Genomic DNA, 16,750 nt, shown 5'->3' on the forward strand with positions numbered 1-16,750 from the left:
AAAGAGGTCTGAACGGGGCCTGGAACAGGGCCCGGAGTCAGGGCGCGAGATCGCTGTCGCGCAGCGCGTCGATGCTCAGCGGCGGCAGCGGCACCCGGGGCCCGTACCACCGTCCCGCCCGCGGCAGGGGCACGGGCCGGCCGGTCGGCACCGCCGCTATGGGCGCCGTCAACCTGACGATCCCGAACGGTCGTCGACCGGGGGACGGCGGGGGAGGAGGAGGCGCGTCGCTCACACCAGGGTCAACGATGCCGCGGGCGGGCGGTGTCGCCCGGGCCCCCTGCCGCTGCCGAATTCCGGGCCGCCACCCCTGTCGCATACTGCGACCTGCCTCTACGATGCGTGATCCGGATCACAAGCCATCGGCTCGCGCCTCACACCCCCCTTGTACAGGAGAGACCGTGGACACCGCACCGATCACCACTCAAGGGCCGGACGAGCCCGACGGCCCGGGCACCACCGCAGCCGCCGCACCCGCGGCGGCCGACCGTTTCAGCGAGGTGCAGTCGAGCGCCGAGTTCGGCGAACTCCGCCGCGCCCAGCGCTCCTTCGCCTTCCCGCTCACCCTCGCCTTCGTCTCCTGGTACCTGCTGTACGTCCTGCTCTCCAACTACGCGGGCGACTTCATGGGCACGACGGTCCTGGGCAACATCAACGTGGCGTTCGTCCTCGGTCTCGCCCAGTTCCTCACCACCTTCCTCATCGCCTGGTGGTACTCGCGGCACGCGGCGGCGAAGCTCGATCCCAAGGCCGAGGCCCTGCGGGCCCGCCTGGAAGCGGGGGAGTGACTTCCATGTCCAGCATCTCCAGCGCGGCCGGCATCCCCGGTGCCCTGCACACCGGCGTCCCCCTCGCGGCCGGCGCCGCGAGCGAGCACCGCACCCTGATCATCACGCTCTTCTCCGTCTTCGTCGCCGCCACCCTCGCCATCACCGTCTGGGCCGGCCGGCAGACCAAGGACGCCACCGACTTCTACGCCGGCGGCCGCTCCTTCACCGGCTTCCAGAACGGCCTCGCCATCTCCGGCGACTACATGTCCGCAGCGTCCTTCCTCGGCATCGCGGGCGCCATCGCCCTCTACGGCTACGACGGCTTCCTCTACTCCATCGGCTTCCTCGTCGCCTGGCTGGTGGCCCTGCTGCTCGTCGCCGAACCGCTGCGCAACTCCGGCCGCTTCACCATGGCCGACGCCCTCGCGTACCGGCTCAGGCAGCGCCCCGTACGGACCGCCGCCGGCACCTCCACCATCGTCGTCTCGATCTTCTACCTGCTCGCGCAGATGATCGGCGCGGGCGCCCTCGTGGCGCTGCTGCTCGGGGCCTCGGGAGAGGGCTCGCGGCGCTGGATCATCGGCCTGGTCGGCCTGGTGATGGTCCTCTACGTGACCATCGGCGGCATGAAGGGCACCACGTGGGTGCAGATCGTCAAGGCGGTCCTGCTCATCCTCGGCACCCTGCTGATCACCGTCCTCGTGCTCAACAAGGTCGGCTGGAACGTCTCCACCCTCCTCGGGCGCGCCGCCGAGGAGAGCGGCAAGGGCAAGGCCTTCCTCGAACCGGGCCTGCAGTACGGCAAGGACGGCACCACCAAGCTCAACTTCATCTCGCTCGGCCTCGCCCTCGTCCTGGGCACCGCCGGCCTGCCGCACATCCTCATCCGCTTCTACACCGTGCCCACCGCCAAGGCCGCCCGCAAGTCCGTGAACTGGGCCATCGGCATCATCGGCGCCTTCTACCTGATGACCATCGCACTGGGCTTCGGCGCCGCCGCCCTCGTCGGCTCCAAGTCCATCACCGCCTCCGACCCCTCCGGCAACACCGCCGCCCCGCTGCTCGCCCAGGAGGTCGGCGGCGGCGCCGGCTCGACCGGCGGCGCCGTCCTCCTCGCCGTGATCTCCGCGGTCGCCTTCGCGACGATCCTCGCCGTGGTCGCGGGCCTCACCCTCGCCTCCTCGGCCTCCTTCGCGCACGACCTGTGGGCCAACGTCATCCGCAAGGGGAAGACCAGCGAGAAGGAGGAGGTGCTCACCGCCAAGTGCGCCGCCGTCGTCATCGGCGCGGTCGCCATCGCCCTGAGCATCTTCGCCCACCGGCTCAACGCCGCCGCCGTCGTGGCCCTCGCCTTCGCCGTCGCGGCCTCCGCCAACCTCCCGACCATCCTCTACAGCCTCTTCTGGAAGCGCTTCACCACCCGCGGCGCGCTCTGGTCGATCTACGGCGGGCTGATCTCGTCCGTCGGCCTGGTGATCTTCTCCCCGGTGGTCTCCGGCAACGAGAAGGCGCTCTTCCCCGGCATGGACTTCGACTACTTCCCGCTCGGCAACCCGGGCCTGGTCTCCATCCCGCTCGGCTTCCTGCTGGGCTGGCTCGGCTCGCTGCTCTCCCGCGAAGAGCCCGCCGCGGACGCCAAGTACGCCGAGCTCGAGGTCCGCTCCCTCACGGGATACGGGGCGCACTGAGCTCCTCCGGACCGGGCGGCATTCCCGCGTCCGAACGCCGGGCGGGCCGGCAGACAGCCCGCCCGGCGACCGGCGGCCGGGCCCGGGGCGGAGCCCGAAACCACCCGCGCCCCGGGCGATCGCGTACGCTGCACAGGAACGAACGTTCACGTCCGCCGGGAGGGGCCGCAGCGTGCTCATCGACACCTACGGGCGCGTCGCGACCGACCTGCGCGTCTCCCTGACCGACCGCTGCAACCTGCGCTGCACCTACTGCATGCCCGAAGAGGGCCTCCAGTGGCTCGCCAAGCCCGACCTGCTCACCGACGACGAGATCGTCCGCCTCGTGCGCATCGCCGTGACCCGGCTCGGCATCACCGAGGTCCGCTTCACCGGCGGCGAGCCCCTGCTGCGCCCCGGCCTCGTCTCCCTCGTCGAGCGCTGCGCCGCCCTGCGGCCGCGCCCCCGGATATCCCTCACCACCAACGGCATCGGCCTCGCGCGCACCGCCCAGGCCCTCGCGGACGCCGGCCTCGACCGCGTCAACGTCTCCCTCGACACGCTGCGGCCCGACGTCTTCCAGCGGCTGACCCGCCGCAAGCGTCACCAGGACGTCCTCGACGGCCTCGCCGCGGCCCGCGCCGCCGGCCTCACGCCCGTGAAGGTCAACACCGTCCTGATGCCCGGCCTCAACGACGACGAGGCGCCCGACCTGCTGGCCTGGGCCCTCGACCAGGGCTACGAGCTGCGCTTCATCGAACAGATGCCCCTCGACGCCCAGCACGGGTGGCGCCGCGACGGCATGATCACCGCGTCGGACATCCTCGCGAGCCTGAGCACCCGCTTCGCCCTCACCCCCGAGGACGCTGGCGAGCGCGGCGCCGCCCCCGCCGAACGCTGGCTCGTCGACGGCGGGCCCGGCCGGGTCGGCGTCATCGCCTCCGTCACCCGCCCCTTCTGCGGCGCCTGCGACCGCACCCGGCTCACCGCCGACGGGCAGATCCGCAACTGCCTCTTCGCGCGCGAGGAGACGGACCTGCGCGCCGCGCTGCGCTCCGGCGCCACGGACGAGGAGCTCGCCGGGCGCTGGGAGCGGGCGATGCGGGGCAAGAAGGCGGGCTCGGGCCTGGACGACCCGGCCTTCCTGCAGCCGCAGCGGCCCATGTCCGCCATCGGCGGCTGACCGGCCGGGCGGCCGGGGCCGGGTCTACGCCTTGGGCGAGGCCTCCCACTCCTCCAGCGTCACCACGTCCTTCAGGAAGCCCCGCAGACCGAGGAAGTTGGACAGGTGCTCGCGGTGCTCGTCGCACGCGAGCCACGTCTTGCGGCGGTCCGGCGTGTGCAGCTTGGGGTTGTTCCACGCCAGCACCCAGACGGCGGGGGCACGGCAGCCCTTGGCGGAACAGATCACGGCGTCATCGGGGGAAGTCACACCCCAGACTCTACGAACCGCGTGCGGACACGGCGACGCCGGGCAGCCACGGGGGGAGCCGCCCGGCGTCGGTCTGTCGCTCCGACGGGGGATGCGGAGCGCTTAGGAAGTATGTCACGGGGTGCCCGGCGTGCGGCACTGAAACCACATGATTGATCTGAGGTTTTCTTGAGCTTTGCGGCGCGCGCCCCCGGCCGCCGCGCCCCCACGGCGTATCAGCCGTGGTCACGCCCTTGATCGCCCTCGGTGCCGCGGGCGGCTTCCGGGACGGATTCCGCCATCTCCCCGTCGGGGCCCGGCATCAGCACCGGCCGTGTCGGGGCCGGAACGAACGTGCCGGGCAGCGAAGGGGCGTTCTCCCGCCCCGCGTTGGCGATCACGACCGCCACGTACGGCAGCGCGGCACCCAGGATCAGCGTGCCGATCGCCACAAAGCGCTCGACGTTCCACAGCACCACGGTGAGCACCACCGACAGGGTGCGGATCGCCATCGAGATGACGTAGCGGCGCTGGCGGCCGCGCACGTCCTCGGCCAGGCCCTGACGGGCACCGGTGATCCTGAAGACCGCCGTCCCGCCCTGCTTCCGCATCACGTTCCACCACCTGATCCGCCGCGCCCGCGCACCCTCGGCGGGACAACCTCCACGTTACGCCGCGTGGCCGCCGGGTACGAGAGCGGGTCCCCCGGCGTCCCCGTTCCGGCCTGCGGCTGCGTACGGCAGGCCCGTACGGCGGGGGACGAGCGGCTCCGGCGTGCGCCGTACGGGCGGCGGCCCCAGAATGGCGGGGCACGGCACATCGCGCCGCTGAGGAGGCGACATGAGCTGGTTGTGGGCCATCATCGTCGGGCTCGTGCTGGGCCTGATCGCCAAGGCGATCCTGCCCGGCAAGCAGCAGATCCCCCTGTGGCTGACGATCATCCTGGGCATGATCGGCAGCCTGCTCGGCAACTGGGCGGCCACGGGGCTCGGCATCAACGAGACCAAGGGCGTCGACTGGGGCCGGCACCTGCTGCAGCTGGCGGGAGCCGTCCTCGTCGTCGGCATCGGAGACCGGCTGTGGGTCGCGGTGCGCGGGGACAGGAGACCGGGCGGGAGACACGCTGCGTGACGGGAGGGGCGGGCGCCCACAAGGCGTCATGACGTCGTGAGGCCGCCATGACGTCGTGAGGCCGCTACGACGCCGTAAAGCCGCTATACGCCGCCGGGGCGGCCCGCACGCGTCTCGCGTACGGACCGCCCCGGACGGAGGGCTCGGCAGGGCTCCCTACCGCAGCTCGGCGATCTTCCGGCCCGCCTTGAGGTAGACCCGGCCGGCGCCGGCCACCTTGGCGACCGTCTCGGTCACGACCTCGCCCAGCGGGCGGATCGCATCGGCCTCGGCCAGCACGACGGCCTCCTGGCCGCCGTCCGTCTCGACCACGAGCCGCAGGCCGTTCTGCTTGGCGACCCGGCGCGCCGCCGAAGCGGACGGCTGGAAGCCCAGGACCTGGCTGAGCACCGCCGTCGCCGGCGAGGCACCGTGCTCGGCGAGCTCCACCACGGGCGTCTCCACGTCGGAGAAGCTCTTCTTCGAGAACTGCGCGACGAACCCGGCCCGGGCCGCCATCGCCGCCTCGATGCCGTACAGCGCGGTCACGACCTCACCCGCGAGGATCTTCTTGAGGTCCATCGGGTGCAGCGAGCGCTCCTCGACCCGGGACAGGGCGCGGGCGATCTCCTCGTCCGTCCACTCGGTCCAGGCCTTCAGGTACGGCTCCATCAGCCGGTCCGGCACCGACATGATCTTGCCGAAGACGTCGTCGGCGGGCGCGGACAGGCCCACGTAGTTGCCCTTGGACTTGGACATCTTCGCGCCCGTGCCGTCCGTGCCCTCGATCAGCGGCATGGTGACGACCAGCTGCGGCTTCTGGCCCTTCAGCTCCATGAGCTTGCGGCCCATCTGCAGGTTCAGCAGCTGGTCGGCGCCGCCGAGCTCCACGTCGCAGTCGAGCGCGACCGAGTCCAGGCCCTGGGCGATCGGGTACAGCAGCTCCGACATGGTCAGGCCCGAGCCCGCCGCCAGACGGTTGCGGAAGTCCTCGCGCTGCAGCAGCTGCGAGACCGGCACCTGCGACAGCAGGCCGAGCAGCTCCGGGAAGGTGTACGGGGCCAGCCACTCGCTGTTCTGGACGAACGTGACCTTCTCGAAGTCGAAGAACGGGCGCACCTGCTCGCGGTAGCCCGCGAGGTTCTGCGCGATGTCCTCGTCGGTCAGCGGCGGGCGCTCGGCCGTGCGGCCCGTCGGGTCGCCGATCTTGGCCGTGAAGTCGCCGATGAGGAGGGTGACGTCGTGGCCCATGCGCTGGAAGCGGCTGAGGATGATCACCGGCACGGCGTGGCCGAGGTGCACGTCGGCCGCGGTCGGGTCGATGCCCAGCTTGATCTTCAGGCCCTTGCCCGCCGCGCGCCGCTCCTCGATGCGCTCGGCCAGCTTGTCCACGCCCGGCAGCACCTCGACGGTGCGGGCGGCGATCAGCTCGGCCTGCTCCTTCGCCGACAGATCCGTCAGATCGAGATAGCGCCGCGAGCCCGTCTCCTGCAGCAGCCGCTGGACGGTCTGGTCGGAGGAGAGGTCCTGCGCGAGGAGCTCGCCGGCGCGGGCGACGGATTCGCCGAGGCGTGTCATGACATTCCTGGGGTCGATGGGACGGAAAAGGGACGAAAGAAGAAAGCGGTGCGCCCGGGGACGCGGTGAAACGGAGAAAGGGGAGGAGGAGAGAGAGGAGAGAAGGGACGGGTGGACGCGGACCAGTCTATTCGGACCGGTGCCGCGCCCCCGCTGTTCGCCCCCCGGCCGTCACACGCCCCGGCTCACCGAACTCATGTTGAAGTCCGGCACGCGCAGGGCGGGCGCCGCCGCCCGGGTGAAGTAGTCGCCCCACTCGCGCGGCAGCGTCGGCTCGGTGCGGCCCGCCTCGGTGACGCGCGACAGCAGCGACACCGGGGACTCGTTGAAGCGGAAGTTGTTGACCTCGCCGACGACCTCGCCGTTCTCCACGAGGTAGACGCCGTCCCGGGTCAGCCCGGTCAGCAGCAGCGACGCCGGGTCGACCTCGCGGATGTACCACAGGGAGGTCAGCAGCAGGCCCCGCTCGGTGGCCGCGACCATCTCCTGCAGCGAGCGCGTGCCGCCCGCGTCCAGGATCAGGTTGTCCACGCCCGGGGTGACCGGCAGGCCCGTGAGCCCGGCCGTGTGCCGCGTGGTCACCAGGTGCTCCAGCACGCCGTCGCGGATCCAGTCCACCCGGCCCAGCGGCAGGCCGTTGTCGAAGACCGACGCGTCGTCCCCCGAGGAGGAGGTGAGCACGAACGGCGCGCACTCCAGGCCCGCCGCCCGCGGGTCGCTGCGCAGCGTCAGCGGCAGCGGCGACAGCTTCTCCCCGACGCGGGTGCCGCCGCCGGGCTTCGAGAAGACCGTCCGGCCCTCGGCGGCGTCGCGCGCCGCGGCCGACCACAGCTGGTAGACGAGCAGGTCCGCCACGGCCGTCGGCGGCAGCAGCGTCTCGTACCGCCCGGCCGGCAGCTCGATCTTCCGCCCGGCCCAGGCGAGGCGCTGCGCCAGCTCGGCGTCCATCGCCTGCGGGTCGACGTCCGTGAAGTCACGCGTGGCCCGGCCCGCCCACGCGGAGCGCACGCCGTCCGGAGACTTGGCGTTGAGCTCCAGGGTGCCGGTCGGCTGGTCGTGGCGCAGCCGCAGCCCGGCGGACGTGCCCAGGTAGTGCGAGGACACCTCGTGGTGGGCGAAGCCGTACAGCTCGCGGCCCGCGGCCCGCGCCCCGGCGAAGGACTCCCCGAGCGCGGGCGCGAACGCGTCGAAGACGGAGGAGGAGGTCTCGGCGGGCGCGGCCGTGAAGTCGGGCGAGTGCGGCACGCCCGTCACCAGCGGCTGCGCGTCCTCCGCCGGGCCGGCCTCGCGCGCGGCGGCCTCGGCCGCCCGCACCAACGGCTCCAGCTCCGCGGCCGTGACGGCCGAGCGCGACACGACGCCCGAGGCGGTGCCCTCGGCACCGTCCACGGTGGCGATCACCGTGACCGTACGGCCACGGGTGACGCCGTTGGTCGTCAGGGCGTTGCGCGCCCAGCGGAGGTTGGCCGTGGACCGCTCACTGGCGATCACCATGCAGCCGTCGGCCCGCGACAGCTCCAGGGCGCGCTCGACGATCTCGTGCGGCTGGTTACGAGGGCTCACTGACCCGCCTCCTCGTTCGTGTTCAGGCTGTGCTGTCCCGGGGGACGACCCCCGGACCCCCGGCCGGTTGCGTGGCAGCCGCTCACTGACCCGCCTCCTCGTTCGTGTTCAGGATGTTGACGCCCTCGAAGAGAGCCGAGGGGCAGCCGTGGGAGACGGCCGCGACCTGGCCCGGCTGCGCCTTGCCGCAGTTGAACGCGCCCCCCAGGACGTACGTCTGCGGACCGCCGACCGCCGTCATCGAACCCCAGAAGTCGGTGGTCGTCGCCTGGTAGGCGACATCGCGCAACTGCCCCGCCAGCCGCCCGTTCCGGATCGCGTACGCCCTCTGCTGCGTGAACTGGAAGTTGTACCGCTGCATGTCGATCGACCAGGAGCGGTCGCCGACCACGTAGATGCCGCGCTCCACGCCGGAGATCAGCTCCTCCGTCGACGGCCCGTCCGGTGCCGGCTGCAGGGAGACGTTGGCCATGCGCTGCACCGGGACGTGGGCGGGGGAGTCGGCGAAGGCGCAGCCGTTGGAGCGCTCGAAACCGGTGAGCTTCGCGATGCGCCGGTCCAGCTGGTAGCCCACCAAGACGCCGTCCTTGACGAGGTCCCAGGACTGGGCCTCGACGCCCTCGTCGTCGTAGCCGATGGTCGCGAGGCCGTGCTCGGCGGTCCGGTCGCCCGTGACGTTCATCAGCTGCGAGCCGTACTTCAGCTTGCCGAGCTGGTCGAAGGTCGCGAAGGAGGTGCCCGCGTAGGCGGCCTCGTAGCCCAGCGCGCGGTCCAGCTCGGTGGCGTGGCCGACCGACTCGTGGATGGTCAGCCACAGGTTGGACGGGTCGACCACCAGGTCGTACGAGCCCGCTTCGACGCTCGGCGCGCGCATCTTCTCCGCCAGCAGCTCCGGGATCTCCGCCAGCTCGGCGTCCCAGTCCCAGCCGGTGCCCGTCAGGTACTCCCAGCCGCGGCCGGCCGGGGGCGCGAGGGTGCGCATCGCGTCGAAGCCGCCGGTGGCCGGATCGACGGCGACCGCCGTCAGCTGCGGGTGCACCCGCACGCGCTGCTGGGTGGTGGTCGTGCCCGCCGAGTCGGCGTAGAACTTGTTCTCCTGGACGGTCAGCAGCGAGGCGTCCGCGTGCGCCACCCCGTCCGCCGCCAGCAGCCGCGCGCTCCAGTCGGCGAGCAGCGCGCTCTTGTCCGCGTCCGGCACGTCGAAGGGGCTGACCTCGTAGGACGACACCCACGTCCGCTCGGCGTGCACCGGCTCCGGCGCCAGCTCCACGCGCTCGTCGGAGCCCGCGGCCGCGATCACCTTCGCCGACAGCCTGGCCATCGCGACGGCCTGCCCGGCCACCCGCGCCGCCGCGTCCATCGTCAGCTCGACGCCCGACGCGAAGCCCCAGCTCCCGCCGTGCACCACCCGCACCGCGTACCCCAGGTCCGTGGTGTCCGAGGTGCCCGCCGGCCGGGCGTCCCGCAGCCGCCAGGACGCGCTGCGCACCCGCTCCAGGCGGAAGTCCGCGTGATCGGCCCCCAGGGCCCGGGCGCGCGCGAGGGCCGCGTCGGCGAGCTGCCGCAGCGGCAGCGCGAGGAACGACGCGTCGATTTCATGTGGCACGGATGGCCTCCCCTTGAGCATGCGATGTCTCCCGAAGACGCAGTGAACCACGCCGCGGCACGCCCGGGCCCGGCCTTTTGCGCAGTTCAGCGACGGATCGCGAAGTCCGCCGGGGAGCGTCGCGGACGGCCCGCGCCGCCGCGCGCGGTGCCGGTTTCTGTAGGGACCCCACAGGGTCCGCGATGCGCTCCTGTTAGGGGCGGGCTGCGCGCCCGCCGCCGCGGCCCGATAGTTTTCGTACGGTACAGACGACCAATGGCAGCTACACGTGAAGGAAGGGTGGTCCTTTGAGCCGCTCGGTTCTGGTCACCGGAGGAAACCGGGGCATCGGCCTCGCCATCGCCCGCGCCTTCGCGGAGGCGGGCGACAAGGTCGCCTTCACCTACCGCTCGGGTGAGCCGCCGGCCGCCCTCCTGGACCTGGGATGCCTCCCCGTCAAGTGCGACATCACCGACTCCGAGCAGGTCGAACAGGCCTTCAAGGAGATCGAGGACAAGCAGGGCGCGGTCGAGGTGCTGGTGGCCAACGCCGGCGTCACCCGCGACCAGCTGCTGCTGCGGATGTCCGAGGAGGACTTCACCTCCGTCGTGGACACCAACCTCACGGGCACCTTCCGGGTCGTCAAGCGGGCCTCGAAGGGCATGCTCCGCGCCCGCAAGGGCCGCGTCGTGCTGATCTCCTCCGTGGTGGGCCTGCTGGGCTCCGCGGGCCAGGCCAACTACGCCGCCTCCAAGGCCGGCCTGGTGGGCTTCGCCCGCTCGATCGCCCGTGAGCTGGGCTCCCGCAACATCACCTGTAACGTCGTCGCCCCCGGCTTCGTCGACACCGACATGACCCGCGTGCTCACCGACGAGCAGCGCGAGGGCATCACCAAGCAGGTTCCGCTCGCGCGCTACGCGCAGCCCGAGGAGATCGCCGCCTCGGTCCGCTTCCTCGCCTCCGACGAGGCCGCATACATCACTGGAGCCGTCATTCCCGTCGACGGCGGATTGGGCATGGGTCACTGAACGACATGAGTGGAATCCTCGCAGGCAAGCGCATCCTGGTCACCGGCGTCCTCACCGAGGCGTCGATCGCCTTCCAGGCCGCGAAGGTCGCCCAGAACGAGGGCGCCGAGGTCATCCTGACCGGCTTCGGCCGGCTCTCCCTGGTCGAGCGCATCGCCAAGCGCCTCCCCAAGGAAGCCCCGGTCATCGAGCTGGACGTCACCAACCAGGAGCACCTGGACGGGCTGGCGGACAAGGTGCGCGAGCTCCAGGGCGAGGACGCCCGGCTCGACGGCATCGTGCACTCCATCGCCTTCGGCCCGCAGGGCGCCTTCAACTTCCTCGACGCCACGTGGGAGGACGTCTCCACGGCCGTCCAGGTCTCGGCGTACTCCTACAAGTCGCTGGCCATGGCGCTGCTGCCGCTGATGGGCGAGGGCGCCTCGATCGTCGGCCTGACCTTCGACGCGCAGATCGCGTGGCCGAAGTACGACTGGATGGGCGTGGCCAAGGCCGCGCTGGAGGGCACCAACCGCTACCTGGCCCGTGACCTCGGCCCCAAGGGCATCCGCTGCAACCTGGTCTCCGCCGGCCCCATCAAGTCGATGGCCGCCAAGTCCATCCCGGGCTTCGAGGAGCTCGCGGACGTGTGGAACCACCGCGCGCCCATCGGCTGGGACCTCGCCGACCCGGAGCCGGCCGGCCGCGGCGTCGTCGGCATGCTCTCCGACTTCTTCCCGCGCACGACGGGCGAGATCGTCCACGTGGACGGCGGCGTCCACATGATGGGAGCGTAAACGCTCCATGGGGGCGTAGCGCTCCGCCGCCTTCACGCCCGGTGCCCGTTCCGCAGCTGCGGAACGGGCACCGGGCTTTTCCGGACTCAGCCCGCGCAGGCGACGCCCCGGCAGCCGAACGGGTAGGCGCTCGCCTCCGCGCCCGCGGTCTCCTCGTCGCCCTCCTCGATGGCCGCGACCAGCCGCCCGTGGTCCACGAGCCCCTCCGGCCGCAGCGCCGTCCCCACGCCCGCCCGCAGGAACTCGCGCATCACCCCGCCGAGGTCCGCGTAGACCTCGGACATCACCTCGTTGTGCGCGGCGGAGACGACGGCGGCGTGCAGCGTGGCGTCCGCCTCCACGAACCGCTCCGCGTCGCCCGAGCGCCACGCCTCCTCGCGCCGCTCCAGCAGCGCGGCCAGCTGTACGAGGTCCTGCTCGGTGCGGCGGCGGGCCGCGAGCCGCGCGGCCGACGCCTCCAGGGCGCTGCGCAGCTCGGCCACGTGCAGCGGGTCGGCGTCGGCGAAGCGGCGGTGCATCACGCCGGCCAGCTCGCTGGTCGCGGCGACGTACGTGCCGGAGCCCTGGCGGATGTCCAGCAGACCGTTGTGCGCGAGGGCGCGCACCGCCTCGCGCACGGTGTTGCGGGCCACGCCGAGCCGCTCGACCAGCTCGGGCTCGGTGGGGATGCGCGAGCCGACGGCCCACTCACCGGACGTGATCTGACCGCGCAGCTCGGCGATGACCTGGTCGACGAGGCGGGAGCGCCTGGGGGAGTTCAGTGGCATCGACAGCCTCCATTCATCCCATGATTCTATCTATGATGCCGTCATGGCACCCACGGCAGACGAAGACCTCAGAGACGAAGACCTCGGAGCAACCGGCCCGGCCGGCACCCCCGCGCCCCCGCCCGCCCAGGAAGGACCGGCCGGTCCGGCGCGTCCGGCCGGCCGCTCCCGGGCCGTCCCGCTCCTCGTCGCGGGCCTCGTCCTCGCCGCGCTCAACCTCCGCCCCGCCGTCACGAGCCTCGGCTCGCTCCTCAAGGAGGTCCGCGCCGACCTCGGCATGAGCGGGGCCGTGGCCGGCCTGCTCACGTCCGTGCCCGCCTTCTGCTTCGCCGTCTTCGGCCTCGCCGCGCCCCGGCTGGCCCGCCGCTTCGGGCCCGCCGCGGTCGTCTGCGCCGGCATGGCGGCGATAGCCGCGGGCCTCGCCCTGCGCCCGTACGCGGGAGGGGTCCCCGGCTTCCTCGCCCTGAGCGTGCTCGCGCTCGCGGGCATCGCCGTCAGCAACGTCCTGATGCCCCTGGCCGTCAGGCGCTGGTTCCCCGACCGCATCGGCCCGATGACCGGCTTGTATTCGATGGCCATCGCCGCGGGCGCGGCCGGTGCGGCCGCCGCCACCGTGCCGCTCGCCGACGCGATGGGCCACAGCTGGCGCCTCGGCCTCGGCTCCTGGGCGCTGCTCGCCGCCGCGGCCGGACTGCTCTGGCTGGCGGCCGCCCGCCGCGGCCGTACGGAGGACGCCGCCGCCCCCGCGGCCGCCGCCCAGGACACCCCGCGCACCAGCATCACCCGCAGCCCGACCGCCTGGGCCCTCGGCATCTTCTTCGGCATCCAGGCCACCGGTGCCTACATCGTCATGGGCTGGATGCCGGCGATCTTCCGGGACGCGGGGGTGCCCGCCTCCACCGCGGGCGTCCTGAGCGCCGTCACGATGCTGACCGGCGTGCCGCTGGCCTTCCTGCTGCCGCGCCTCGCCGCCCGCCTGCCCCACCAGGGCGTCCTGGTTGTCGCCCTGGCCTGCTTCGGGCTGGCTGGCTACGCGGGCCTGTGGCTGGCCCCGGCCGGCGGCGCCTGGGTCTGGGCCGTGCTGCTCGGCGTGTCCAACAGTGCCTTCACGCTCGCCCTGACGCTGATCGGCATGCGCGCCCGCACCGGCGGGGGCGTGGTGCGGCTGTCCGCGTTCGCCCAGAGCACCGGCTACCTGATCTCCATCCCCGGCCCGCTGCTCGTGGGCTGGCTCAACGAGCGCACCGGCGGCTGGGGCGTGCCGCTCGCCCTCATGGCCGCGCTGATGGTTCCTCAGGTCATCGCGGGCGTGCTGGCCGGCCGCGCCCGCACCGTCGAGGACGAGCTCGACCGCGCGTGACCGCCCGGGCCCCGGCTCGTCCCGGCCTGCCCCGTATGGTCCCTTCTTGTCCTTCCTGCCCCTCCTGCCCTTCCTGACCCGGTCGCACCCGCGGGCAGGCGGGGTGGGACACTGGGCGGCATGCAGCCTGTGCTCGACCCGAACCCCAAGAACGGCCAGAAGGCCCTGCTGACGATCCTCGGTGCGATGCTCGGCATCACCGTGGTCATCGCGGTCATCGCGACGGTCTTCTCCCCCTGAGCGCCCGGGCCCTGGCCAGGGCCCGGCCCCGGCCCCCGGCTCCCTCCGGCGCCCGGCGCCGGCCCCGGCGGCCCGCCTCCATGCGGGGGTGGGGCTAACCCCCCGTCCCCTAGGGGGCCTGGGTCAGGGACAAGTGGGTGGTCCACCGGATGGGAGCGGCACCCCGTTCTCCGTAGCTTCGTAGTACACCGCGACGCGGCGGTGCACCAGAGCGCTCGGAGGCGATCCCATGCCCGCCGGTACGAACGGATCCGCCGGTACGAAAGGGTCCGCCGGTACGAAGGGGCCTGTCGGCCCGAAGGCCCGGACCGTCAGCACGGTGCAGGCGGGCCTGCCGTGGTGGGCCCTGGCGCTGGCCGTCGCGGCCTTCACCGCCTTCTTCGCCCTCACGGCCGCCCCCGCCTCCGCGGACCCCGCCCCGGACGCCGCCGGCGCGGGCCCCGTCGCCCACGTGGTCGCATTCGTCCAGCTCGCGCTGGGCGCGCTCACCGCATGACGGCCGGCGGGGCGAGTCCGTGCCGCTTCGGGGGCAAGCGCCCCAACACCCCGCGCTTCGCCGTGGGTTTCATGCGAAGCTGGACGGCATGAGCTCCGAACCGACCCGCAGGATCGTCATTCTCCGGCACGCCAAAGCCGAGTGGTCCGACGGCGACGACCACGAACGCCCCCTCGCCGACCGCGGCCGCAAGGACGCCCCGGTAGCCGGCCGCTGGCTCGCCGGTTCCGGCGTCACCCCCGAGCTGGCCCTCTGTTCCACCTCCGCCCGCACCCGCGAGACGTGGAAGCTCGCCGTCTCCGAGCTGCCCGAGCGTCCCCGGACGGTCTACGAGGACCGGATGTACGAGGCCTCGCTCGGCGAGCTGATCGCCCTGCTCAACGAGGTCTCCGACGAGGTGGCCGACCTGGTGCTGATCGGGCACAACCCGGGTATGCACGCCCTGGCCGACGCCCTCGCGGGCGAGGCCGACGGCGATCTGCTCGCCCGGATGAACCGCTCGGGGTTCCCCACCTCCGCCATCGCGGTGCTGACCTTCACCGGCTCGTGGAAGGCGGTCGAACACGGCGTCGGCAGGCTCGTGGCCTTCTGGGCGCCGCACGCGTAGCGGGCGGGGTCGCCCGGTTGCGGAGTACGCGTGGGTTCCGGCGGTCCCCCATTCCGCCGGACCCTCGCCATCGGGTGCCTCGCCGTTGCGGTGGGCACTTGTGCGCGGCCTGCAACGGGCGGGGTGCCCTGGAAGAAGAGCCCGCCGCAGCGGTGACGAGCCCCCACGGCGAGGGTCCGGCGGAATGCACAGTCACCGGCACCCCCACCCCCCGCCCACCTCACTCGTGGGTGCGCGCCGCCTCGACCTCTTCGCGCGTGACGCCCAGCAGGTAGAGCACCGTGTCCAGGAACGGGACGTTCACCGCCGTGTGCGCGGCCTGACGGACCACCGGCTTGGCGTTGAAGGCCACGCCCAGCCCCGCCGCGTTGAGCATGTCGAGGTCGTTCGCGCCGTCACCGATGGCCACGGTCTGCGCGAGCGGCACGCCCGCCTCGGCGGCGAACCGGCGCAGCAGCCGGGCCTTGCCCGCCCGGTCCACGATCTCCCCGGTGACCCGGCCGGTCAGCTTTCCGTCGGCGATCTCCAGGGTGTTCGCCGAGGCGAAGTCCAGCCCGAGCCGCTCCTGCAGGTCGTCGGTCACCTGCGTGAAGCCGCCCGAGACCACGCCCACCTGGTAGCCGAGCCGCTTGAGGGTGCGGATCAGCGTCCGGGCGCCCGGCGTCAGCCGCACCTCCGCCCGCACCTTGTCCACCACGGACTCGTCCAGGCCGGCCAGCAGCGCCACCCGGGCGTGCAGCGACTCCTCGAAGTCCAGCTCGCCGCGCATCGCCCGCGCGGTCACCTCCGCGACCTCGGCCTCGCAGCCCGCGTGCGCCGCGAACAGCTCGATGACCTCGTCCTGGATCAGCGTGGAGTCCACGTCCATGACGATCAGCCGCTGGGCCCGGCGCTGCAGCCCCGCCGCCACGACCGCCACGTCCACGCCGCGCTCGTGCGCCTCCAGCGCGAGCGCGGTGCGCAGCGTCTCGGTCTCCGTGCCGGACACGGCGAACTCCACCGCGGTCACCGGATACTTGGCGAGCCGGAAGATGCGGTCGATGTTGCCGCCGGTGCCGGTGATCCGGGCGGCGATGGCCGCGGTGGACTCGGCGGTGAGCGGGTGTCCCAGCACCGTGACGTGGGAACGCCCCGTGCCGCGCGGCCGGTTGTCGCCCCGGCCCGAGATGATCTCCGCCTGCATCCGCATCGACTCGGCCCAGCTGTGCACCGTGGCCCGCAGCTCGCCCTCGGCGTGCGCGCCGCCCTCCGGCGCCGTGACCAGCGCGCACAGCGTTATCCGGCCCCGGGTGACGACCTGCTCGATGTCCACGACGTCGACGGCGTACGCGGCGAGCGTGTCGAAGAGCCCGGCGGTGATGCCCGGCCGGTCCTTCCCGAAGATCTTGACGAGGAGGGTCGGCTCGTCGTCGCCGGTGACAAGGGTGGCAGGCGGGGTCTGCGATGCGCTCATGGTCCTCTTACCGTATCGGGCCCCGCTCGCGATCCGTACACCTGTCCCGGGGAGCGGACGAGGAAGACACGGCCTACTCCGCGTGAACCGCGGTCAACGGGGCCGTGGCGGCGGCCCGGGCGGCGGAGGCGGAGGTTCCTCGGGCGGCGGCGCGCCGTAGCGGTATCCGCTGCCCCGGGGCCTGCGGGGCGGCGGCAGCGGCCGGCCCGTCTGTGTCGGGGCGGTGGAGCGGTCGTCGAGCGGCAGGCGCTTGTACGGGTTGGTGTCGTCCCGGGCGGGCCGCCCGGGGGAGGGGCGGTACGGGCCCGGAGGCCCGGCGTAGCCCGGATGTGGCAGGCC

General features: G+C 72.9%; 18 protein-coding genes and 1 pseudogene. 10 read left to right on the forward strand and 9 right to left on the reverse strand.

Annotation, left to right across the window (positions count from 1 at the left end; genetic code table 11):
• Positions 1 to 37: 37 nt before the first annotated feature.
• Complete coding sequence (locus tag ACSNOH_RS08960; protein ID WP_436720692.1) at positions 38 to 172, reverse strand: hypothetical protein; 135 nt, start codon at positions 170 to 172, stop codon at positions 38 to 40.
• Positions 173 to 416: 244 nt separating this feature from the next.
• On the opposite strand from ACSNOH_RS08960, the gene ACSNOH_RS08965 reads away from it, so the two are divergent.
• The 3 genes from ACSNOH_RS08965 (at position 417) to moaA (ending at position 3,620) form a co-directional block, all read left to right on the forward strand.
• Entirely contained in the window at positions 417 to 788 is a 372-nt protein-coding gene (locus ACSNOH_RS08965; RefSeq protein ID WP_436720711.1) for a DUF485 domain-containing protein, read from the forward strand.
• 5 nt (positions 789 to 793) lie between these two features.
• Complete coding sequence (locus ACSNOH_RS08970; protein ID WP_436720693.1) at positions 794 to 2,458, forward strand: solute symporter family protein; 1,665 nt, start codon at positions 794 to 796, stop codon at positions 2,456 to 2,458.
• Positions 2,459 to 2,630: 172 nt separating this feature from the next.
• Positions 2,631 to 3,620 carry a GTP 3',8-cyclase MoaA gene (gene moaA / locus ACSNOH_RS08975; protein ID WP_436720694.1) on the forward strand — a complete coding sequence of 330 codons (990 nt, stop codon included), beginning with the start codon at positions 2,631 to 2,633 and terminating at the stop codon, positions 3,618 to 3,620.
• Positions 3,621 to 3,644: 24 nt separating this feature from the next.
• On the opposite strand, the gene ACSNOH_RS08980 is transcribed toward moaA, so the two are convergent.
• Positions 3,645 to 3,869: a hypothetical protein gene (locus ACSNOH_RS08980; RefSeq protein ID WP_436720695.1), complete on the reverse strand. Its 225-nt coding sequence runs from the start codon at positions 3,867 to 3,869 to the stop codon at positions 3,645 to 3,647.
• Positions 3,870 to 4,084: 215 nt separating this feature from the next.
• The gene (locus ACSNOH_RS08985) at positions 4,085 to 4,459 is read right to left on the reverse strand and encodes a DUF3099 domain-containing protein (RefSeq protein WP_436720712.1); all 375 of its coding nucleotides are present in this window, start codon (positions 4,457 to 4,459) and stop codon (positions 4,085 to 4,087) included.
• A gap of 229 nt (positions 4,460 to 4,688) precedes the next feature.
• Here ACSNOH_RS08985 and ACSNOH_RS08990 point away from each other — a divergent pair, with 229 nt between their 5' ends.
• Positions 4,689 to 4,979, forward strand: a complete 291-nt coding sequence (locus tag ACSNOH_RS08990) for a GlsB/YeaQ/YmgE family stress response membrane protein (protein WP_436720696.1) — start codon at positions 4,689 to 4,691, stop codon at positions 4,977 to 4,979.
• Between the two features lie 156 nt (positions 4,980 to 5,135).
• On the opposite strand, the gene tyrS is transcribed toward ACSNOH_RS08990, so the two are convergent.
• The 3 genes from tyrS to ACSNOH_RS09005 all read right to left on the reverse strand — a co-directional run bounded on the left by tyrS (position 5,136) and on the right by ACSNOH_RS09005 (position 9,705).
• Positions 5,136 to 6,536 carry a tyrosine--tRNA ligase gene (gene tyrS / locus ACSNOH_RS08995; RefSeq protein ID WP_436720697.1) on the reverse strand — a complete coding sequence of 467 codons (1,401 nt, stop codon included), beginning with the start codon at positions 6,534 to 6,536 and terminating at the stop codon, positions 5,136 to 5,138.
• Positions 6,537 to 6,707: 171 nt separating this feature from the next.
• Positions 6,708 to 8,099 (reverse strand): metallopeptidase TldD-related protein, encoded by a 1,392-nt coding sequence (locus ACSNOH_RS09000; protein ID WP_436720698.1) that lies wholly within the window; start codon positions 8,097 to 8,099, stop codon positions 6,708 to 6,710.
• Between the two features lie 82 nt (positions 8,100 to 8,181).
• Positions 8,182 to 9,705: a TldD/PmbA family protein gene (locus ACSNOH_RS09005; RefSeq protein WP_436720700.1), complete on the reverse strand. Its 1,524-nt coding sequence runs from the start codon at positions 9,703 to 9,705 to the stop codon at positions 8,182 to 8,184.
• 287 nt (positions 9,706 to 9,992) lie between these two features.
• On the opposite strand from ACSNOH_RS09005, the gene fabG reads away from it, so the two are divergent.
• Complete coding sequence (gene fabG / locus ACSNOH_RS09010; RefSeq protein ID WP_436720701.1) at positions 9,993 to 10,712, forward strand: 3-oxoacyl-[acyl-carrier-protein] reductase; 720 nt, start codon at positions 9,993 to 9,995, stop codon at positions 10,710 to 10,712.
• A gap of 5 nt (positions 10,713 to 10,717) precedes the next feature.
• Positions 10,718 to 11,488 (forward strand): enoyl-ACP reductase FabI, encoded by a 771-nt coding sequence (fabI, locus tag ACSNOH_RS09015; RefSeq protein WP_436720702.1) that lies wholly within the window; start codon positions 10,718 to 10,720, stop codon positions 11,486 to 11,488.
• 86 nt (positions 11,489 to 11,574) lie between these two features.
• Here fabI and ACSNOH_RS09020 read toward each other — a convergent pair whose 3' ends face one another.
• Positions 11,575 to 12,255: a FadR/GntR family transcriptional regulator gene (locus ACSNOH_RS09020; protein WP_436720703.1), complete on the reverse strand. Its 681-nt coding sequence runs from the start codon at positions 12,253 to 12,255 to the stop codon at positions 11,575 to 11,577.
• Between the two features lie 43 nt (positions 12,256 to 12,298).
• Between ACSNOH_RS09020 and ACSNOH_RS09025 the strand changes: the two genes are divergently transcribed.
• The 4 genes from ACSNOH_RS09025 to ACSNOH_RS09040 all read left to right on the forward strand — a co-directional run bounded on the left by ACSNOH_RS09025 (position 12,299) and on the right by ACSNOH_RS09040 (position 14,958).
• Positions 12,299 to 13,615, forward strand: coding sequence for a CynX/NimT family MFS transporter (locus tag ACSNOH_RS09025; RefSeq protein ID WP_436720704.1), 1,317 nt, complete (start codon positions 12,299 to 12,301; stop codon positions 13,613 to 13,615).
• Between the two features lie 120 nt (positions 13,616 to 13,735).
• Positions 13,736 to 13,855 (forward strand): SGM_5486 family transporter-associated protein, encoded by a 120-nt coding sequence (locus ACSNOH_RS09030; protein ID WP_286157540.1) that lies wholly within the window; start codon positions 13,736 to 13,738, stop codon positions 13,853 to 13,855.
• A gap of 229 nt (positions 13,856 to 14,084) precedes the next feature.
• Positions 14,085 to 14,351 (forward strand): hypothetical protein, encoded by a 267-nt coding sequence (locus tag ACSNOH_RS09035; protein WP_436720705.1) that lies wholly within the window; start codon positions 14,085 to 14,087, stop codon positions 14,349 to 14,351.
• Positions 14,352 to 14,439: 88 nt separating this feature from the next.
• A complete protein-coding gene (locus ACSNOH_RS09040) occupies positions 14,440 to 14,958 on the forward strand; it encodes a SixA phosphatase family protein (protein WP_436720706.1) in 519 nt (172 codons plus the stop codon).
• Between the two features lie 220 nt (positions 14,959 to 15,178).
• Here ACSNOH_RS09040 and serB read toward each other — a convergent pair whose 3' ends face one another.
• Positions 15,179 to 16,411 (reverse strand): phosphoserine phosphatase SerB, encoded by a 1,233-nt coding sequence (serB, locus tag ACSNOH_RS09045; RefSeq protein ID WP_436720707.1) that lies wholly within the window; start codon positions 16,409 to 16,411, stop codon positions 15,179 to 15,181.
• A 93-nt stretch (positions 16,412 to 16,504) separates the two neighbouring features.
• Positions 16,505 to 16,750 (reverse strand): annotated as a pseudogene (locus tag ACSNOH_RS09050) (streptophobe family protein); the annotation flags it as partial.

It is taken from the genome of Streptomyces sp. URMC 127, from assembly GCF_051386535.1.
Classification (GTDB): domain Bacteria; phylum Actinomycetota; class Actinomycetes; order Streptomycetales; family Streptomycetaceae; genus Streptomyces.

Excerpts from the sequence above, each read along its gene's own strand:
- ACSNOH_RS08970 (WP_436720693.1), top strand. The coding sequence starts at position 794 with ATGTCCAGCATCTCCAGCGCGGCCGGCATCCCCGGTGCCCTGCACACC.
- ACSNOH_RS08985 (WP_436720712.1), bottom strand. The coding sequence starts at position 4,459 with ATGCGGAAGCAGGGCGGGACGGCGGTCTTCAGGATCACCGGTGCCCGT.
- ACSNOH_RS08990 (WP_436720696.1), top strand. The coding sequence starts at position 4,689 with ATGAGCTGGTTGTGGGCCATCATCGTCGGGCTCGTGCTGGGCCTGATC.
- tyrS (WP_436720697.1), bottom strand. The coding sequence starts at position 6,536 with ATGACACGCCTCGGCGAATCCGTCGCCCGCGCCGGCGAGCTCCTCGCG.
- fabI (WP_436720702.1), top strand. The coding sequence starts at position 10,718 with ATGAGTGGAATCCTCGCAGGCAAGCGCATCCTGGTCACCGGCGTCCTC.
- ACSNOH_RS09020 (WP_436720703.1), bottom strand. The coding sequence starts at position 12,255 with ATGCCACTGAACTCCCCCAGGCGCTCCCGCCTCGTCGACCAGGTCATC.
- ACSNOH_RS09025 (WP_436720704.1), top strand. The coding sequence starts at position 12,299 with ATGGCACCCACGGCAGACGAAGACCTCAGAGACGAAGACCTCGGAGCA.
- ACSNOH_RS09030 (WP_286157540.1), top strand. The coding sequence starts at position 13,736 with ATGCAGCCTGTGCTCGACCCGAACCCCAAGAACGGCCAGAAGGCCCTG.
- ACSNOH_RS09035 (WP_436720705.1), top strand. The coding sequence starts at position 14,085 with ATGCCCGCCGGTACGAACGGATCCGCCGGTACGAAAGGGTCCGCCGGT.
- ACSNOH_RS09040 (WP_436720706.1), top strand. The coding sequence starts at position 14,440 with ATGAGCTCCGAACCGACCCGCAGGATCGTCATTCTCCGGCACGCCAAA.
- serB (WP_436720707.1), bottom strand. The coding sequence starts at position 16,411 with ATGAGCGCATCGCAGACCCCGCCTGCCACCCTTGTCACCGGCGACGAC.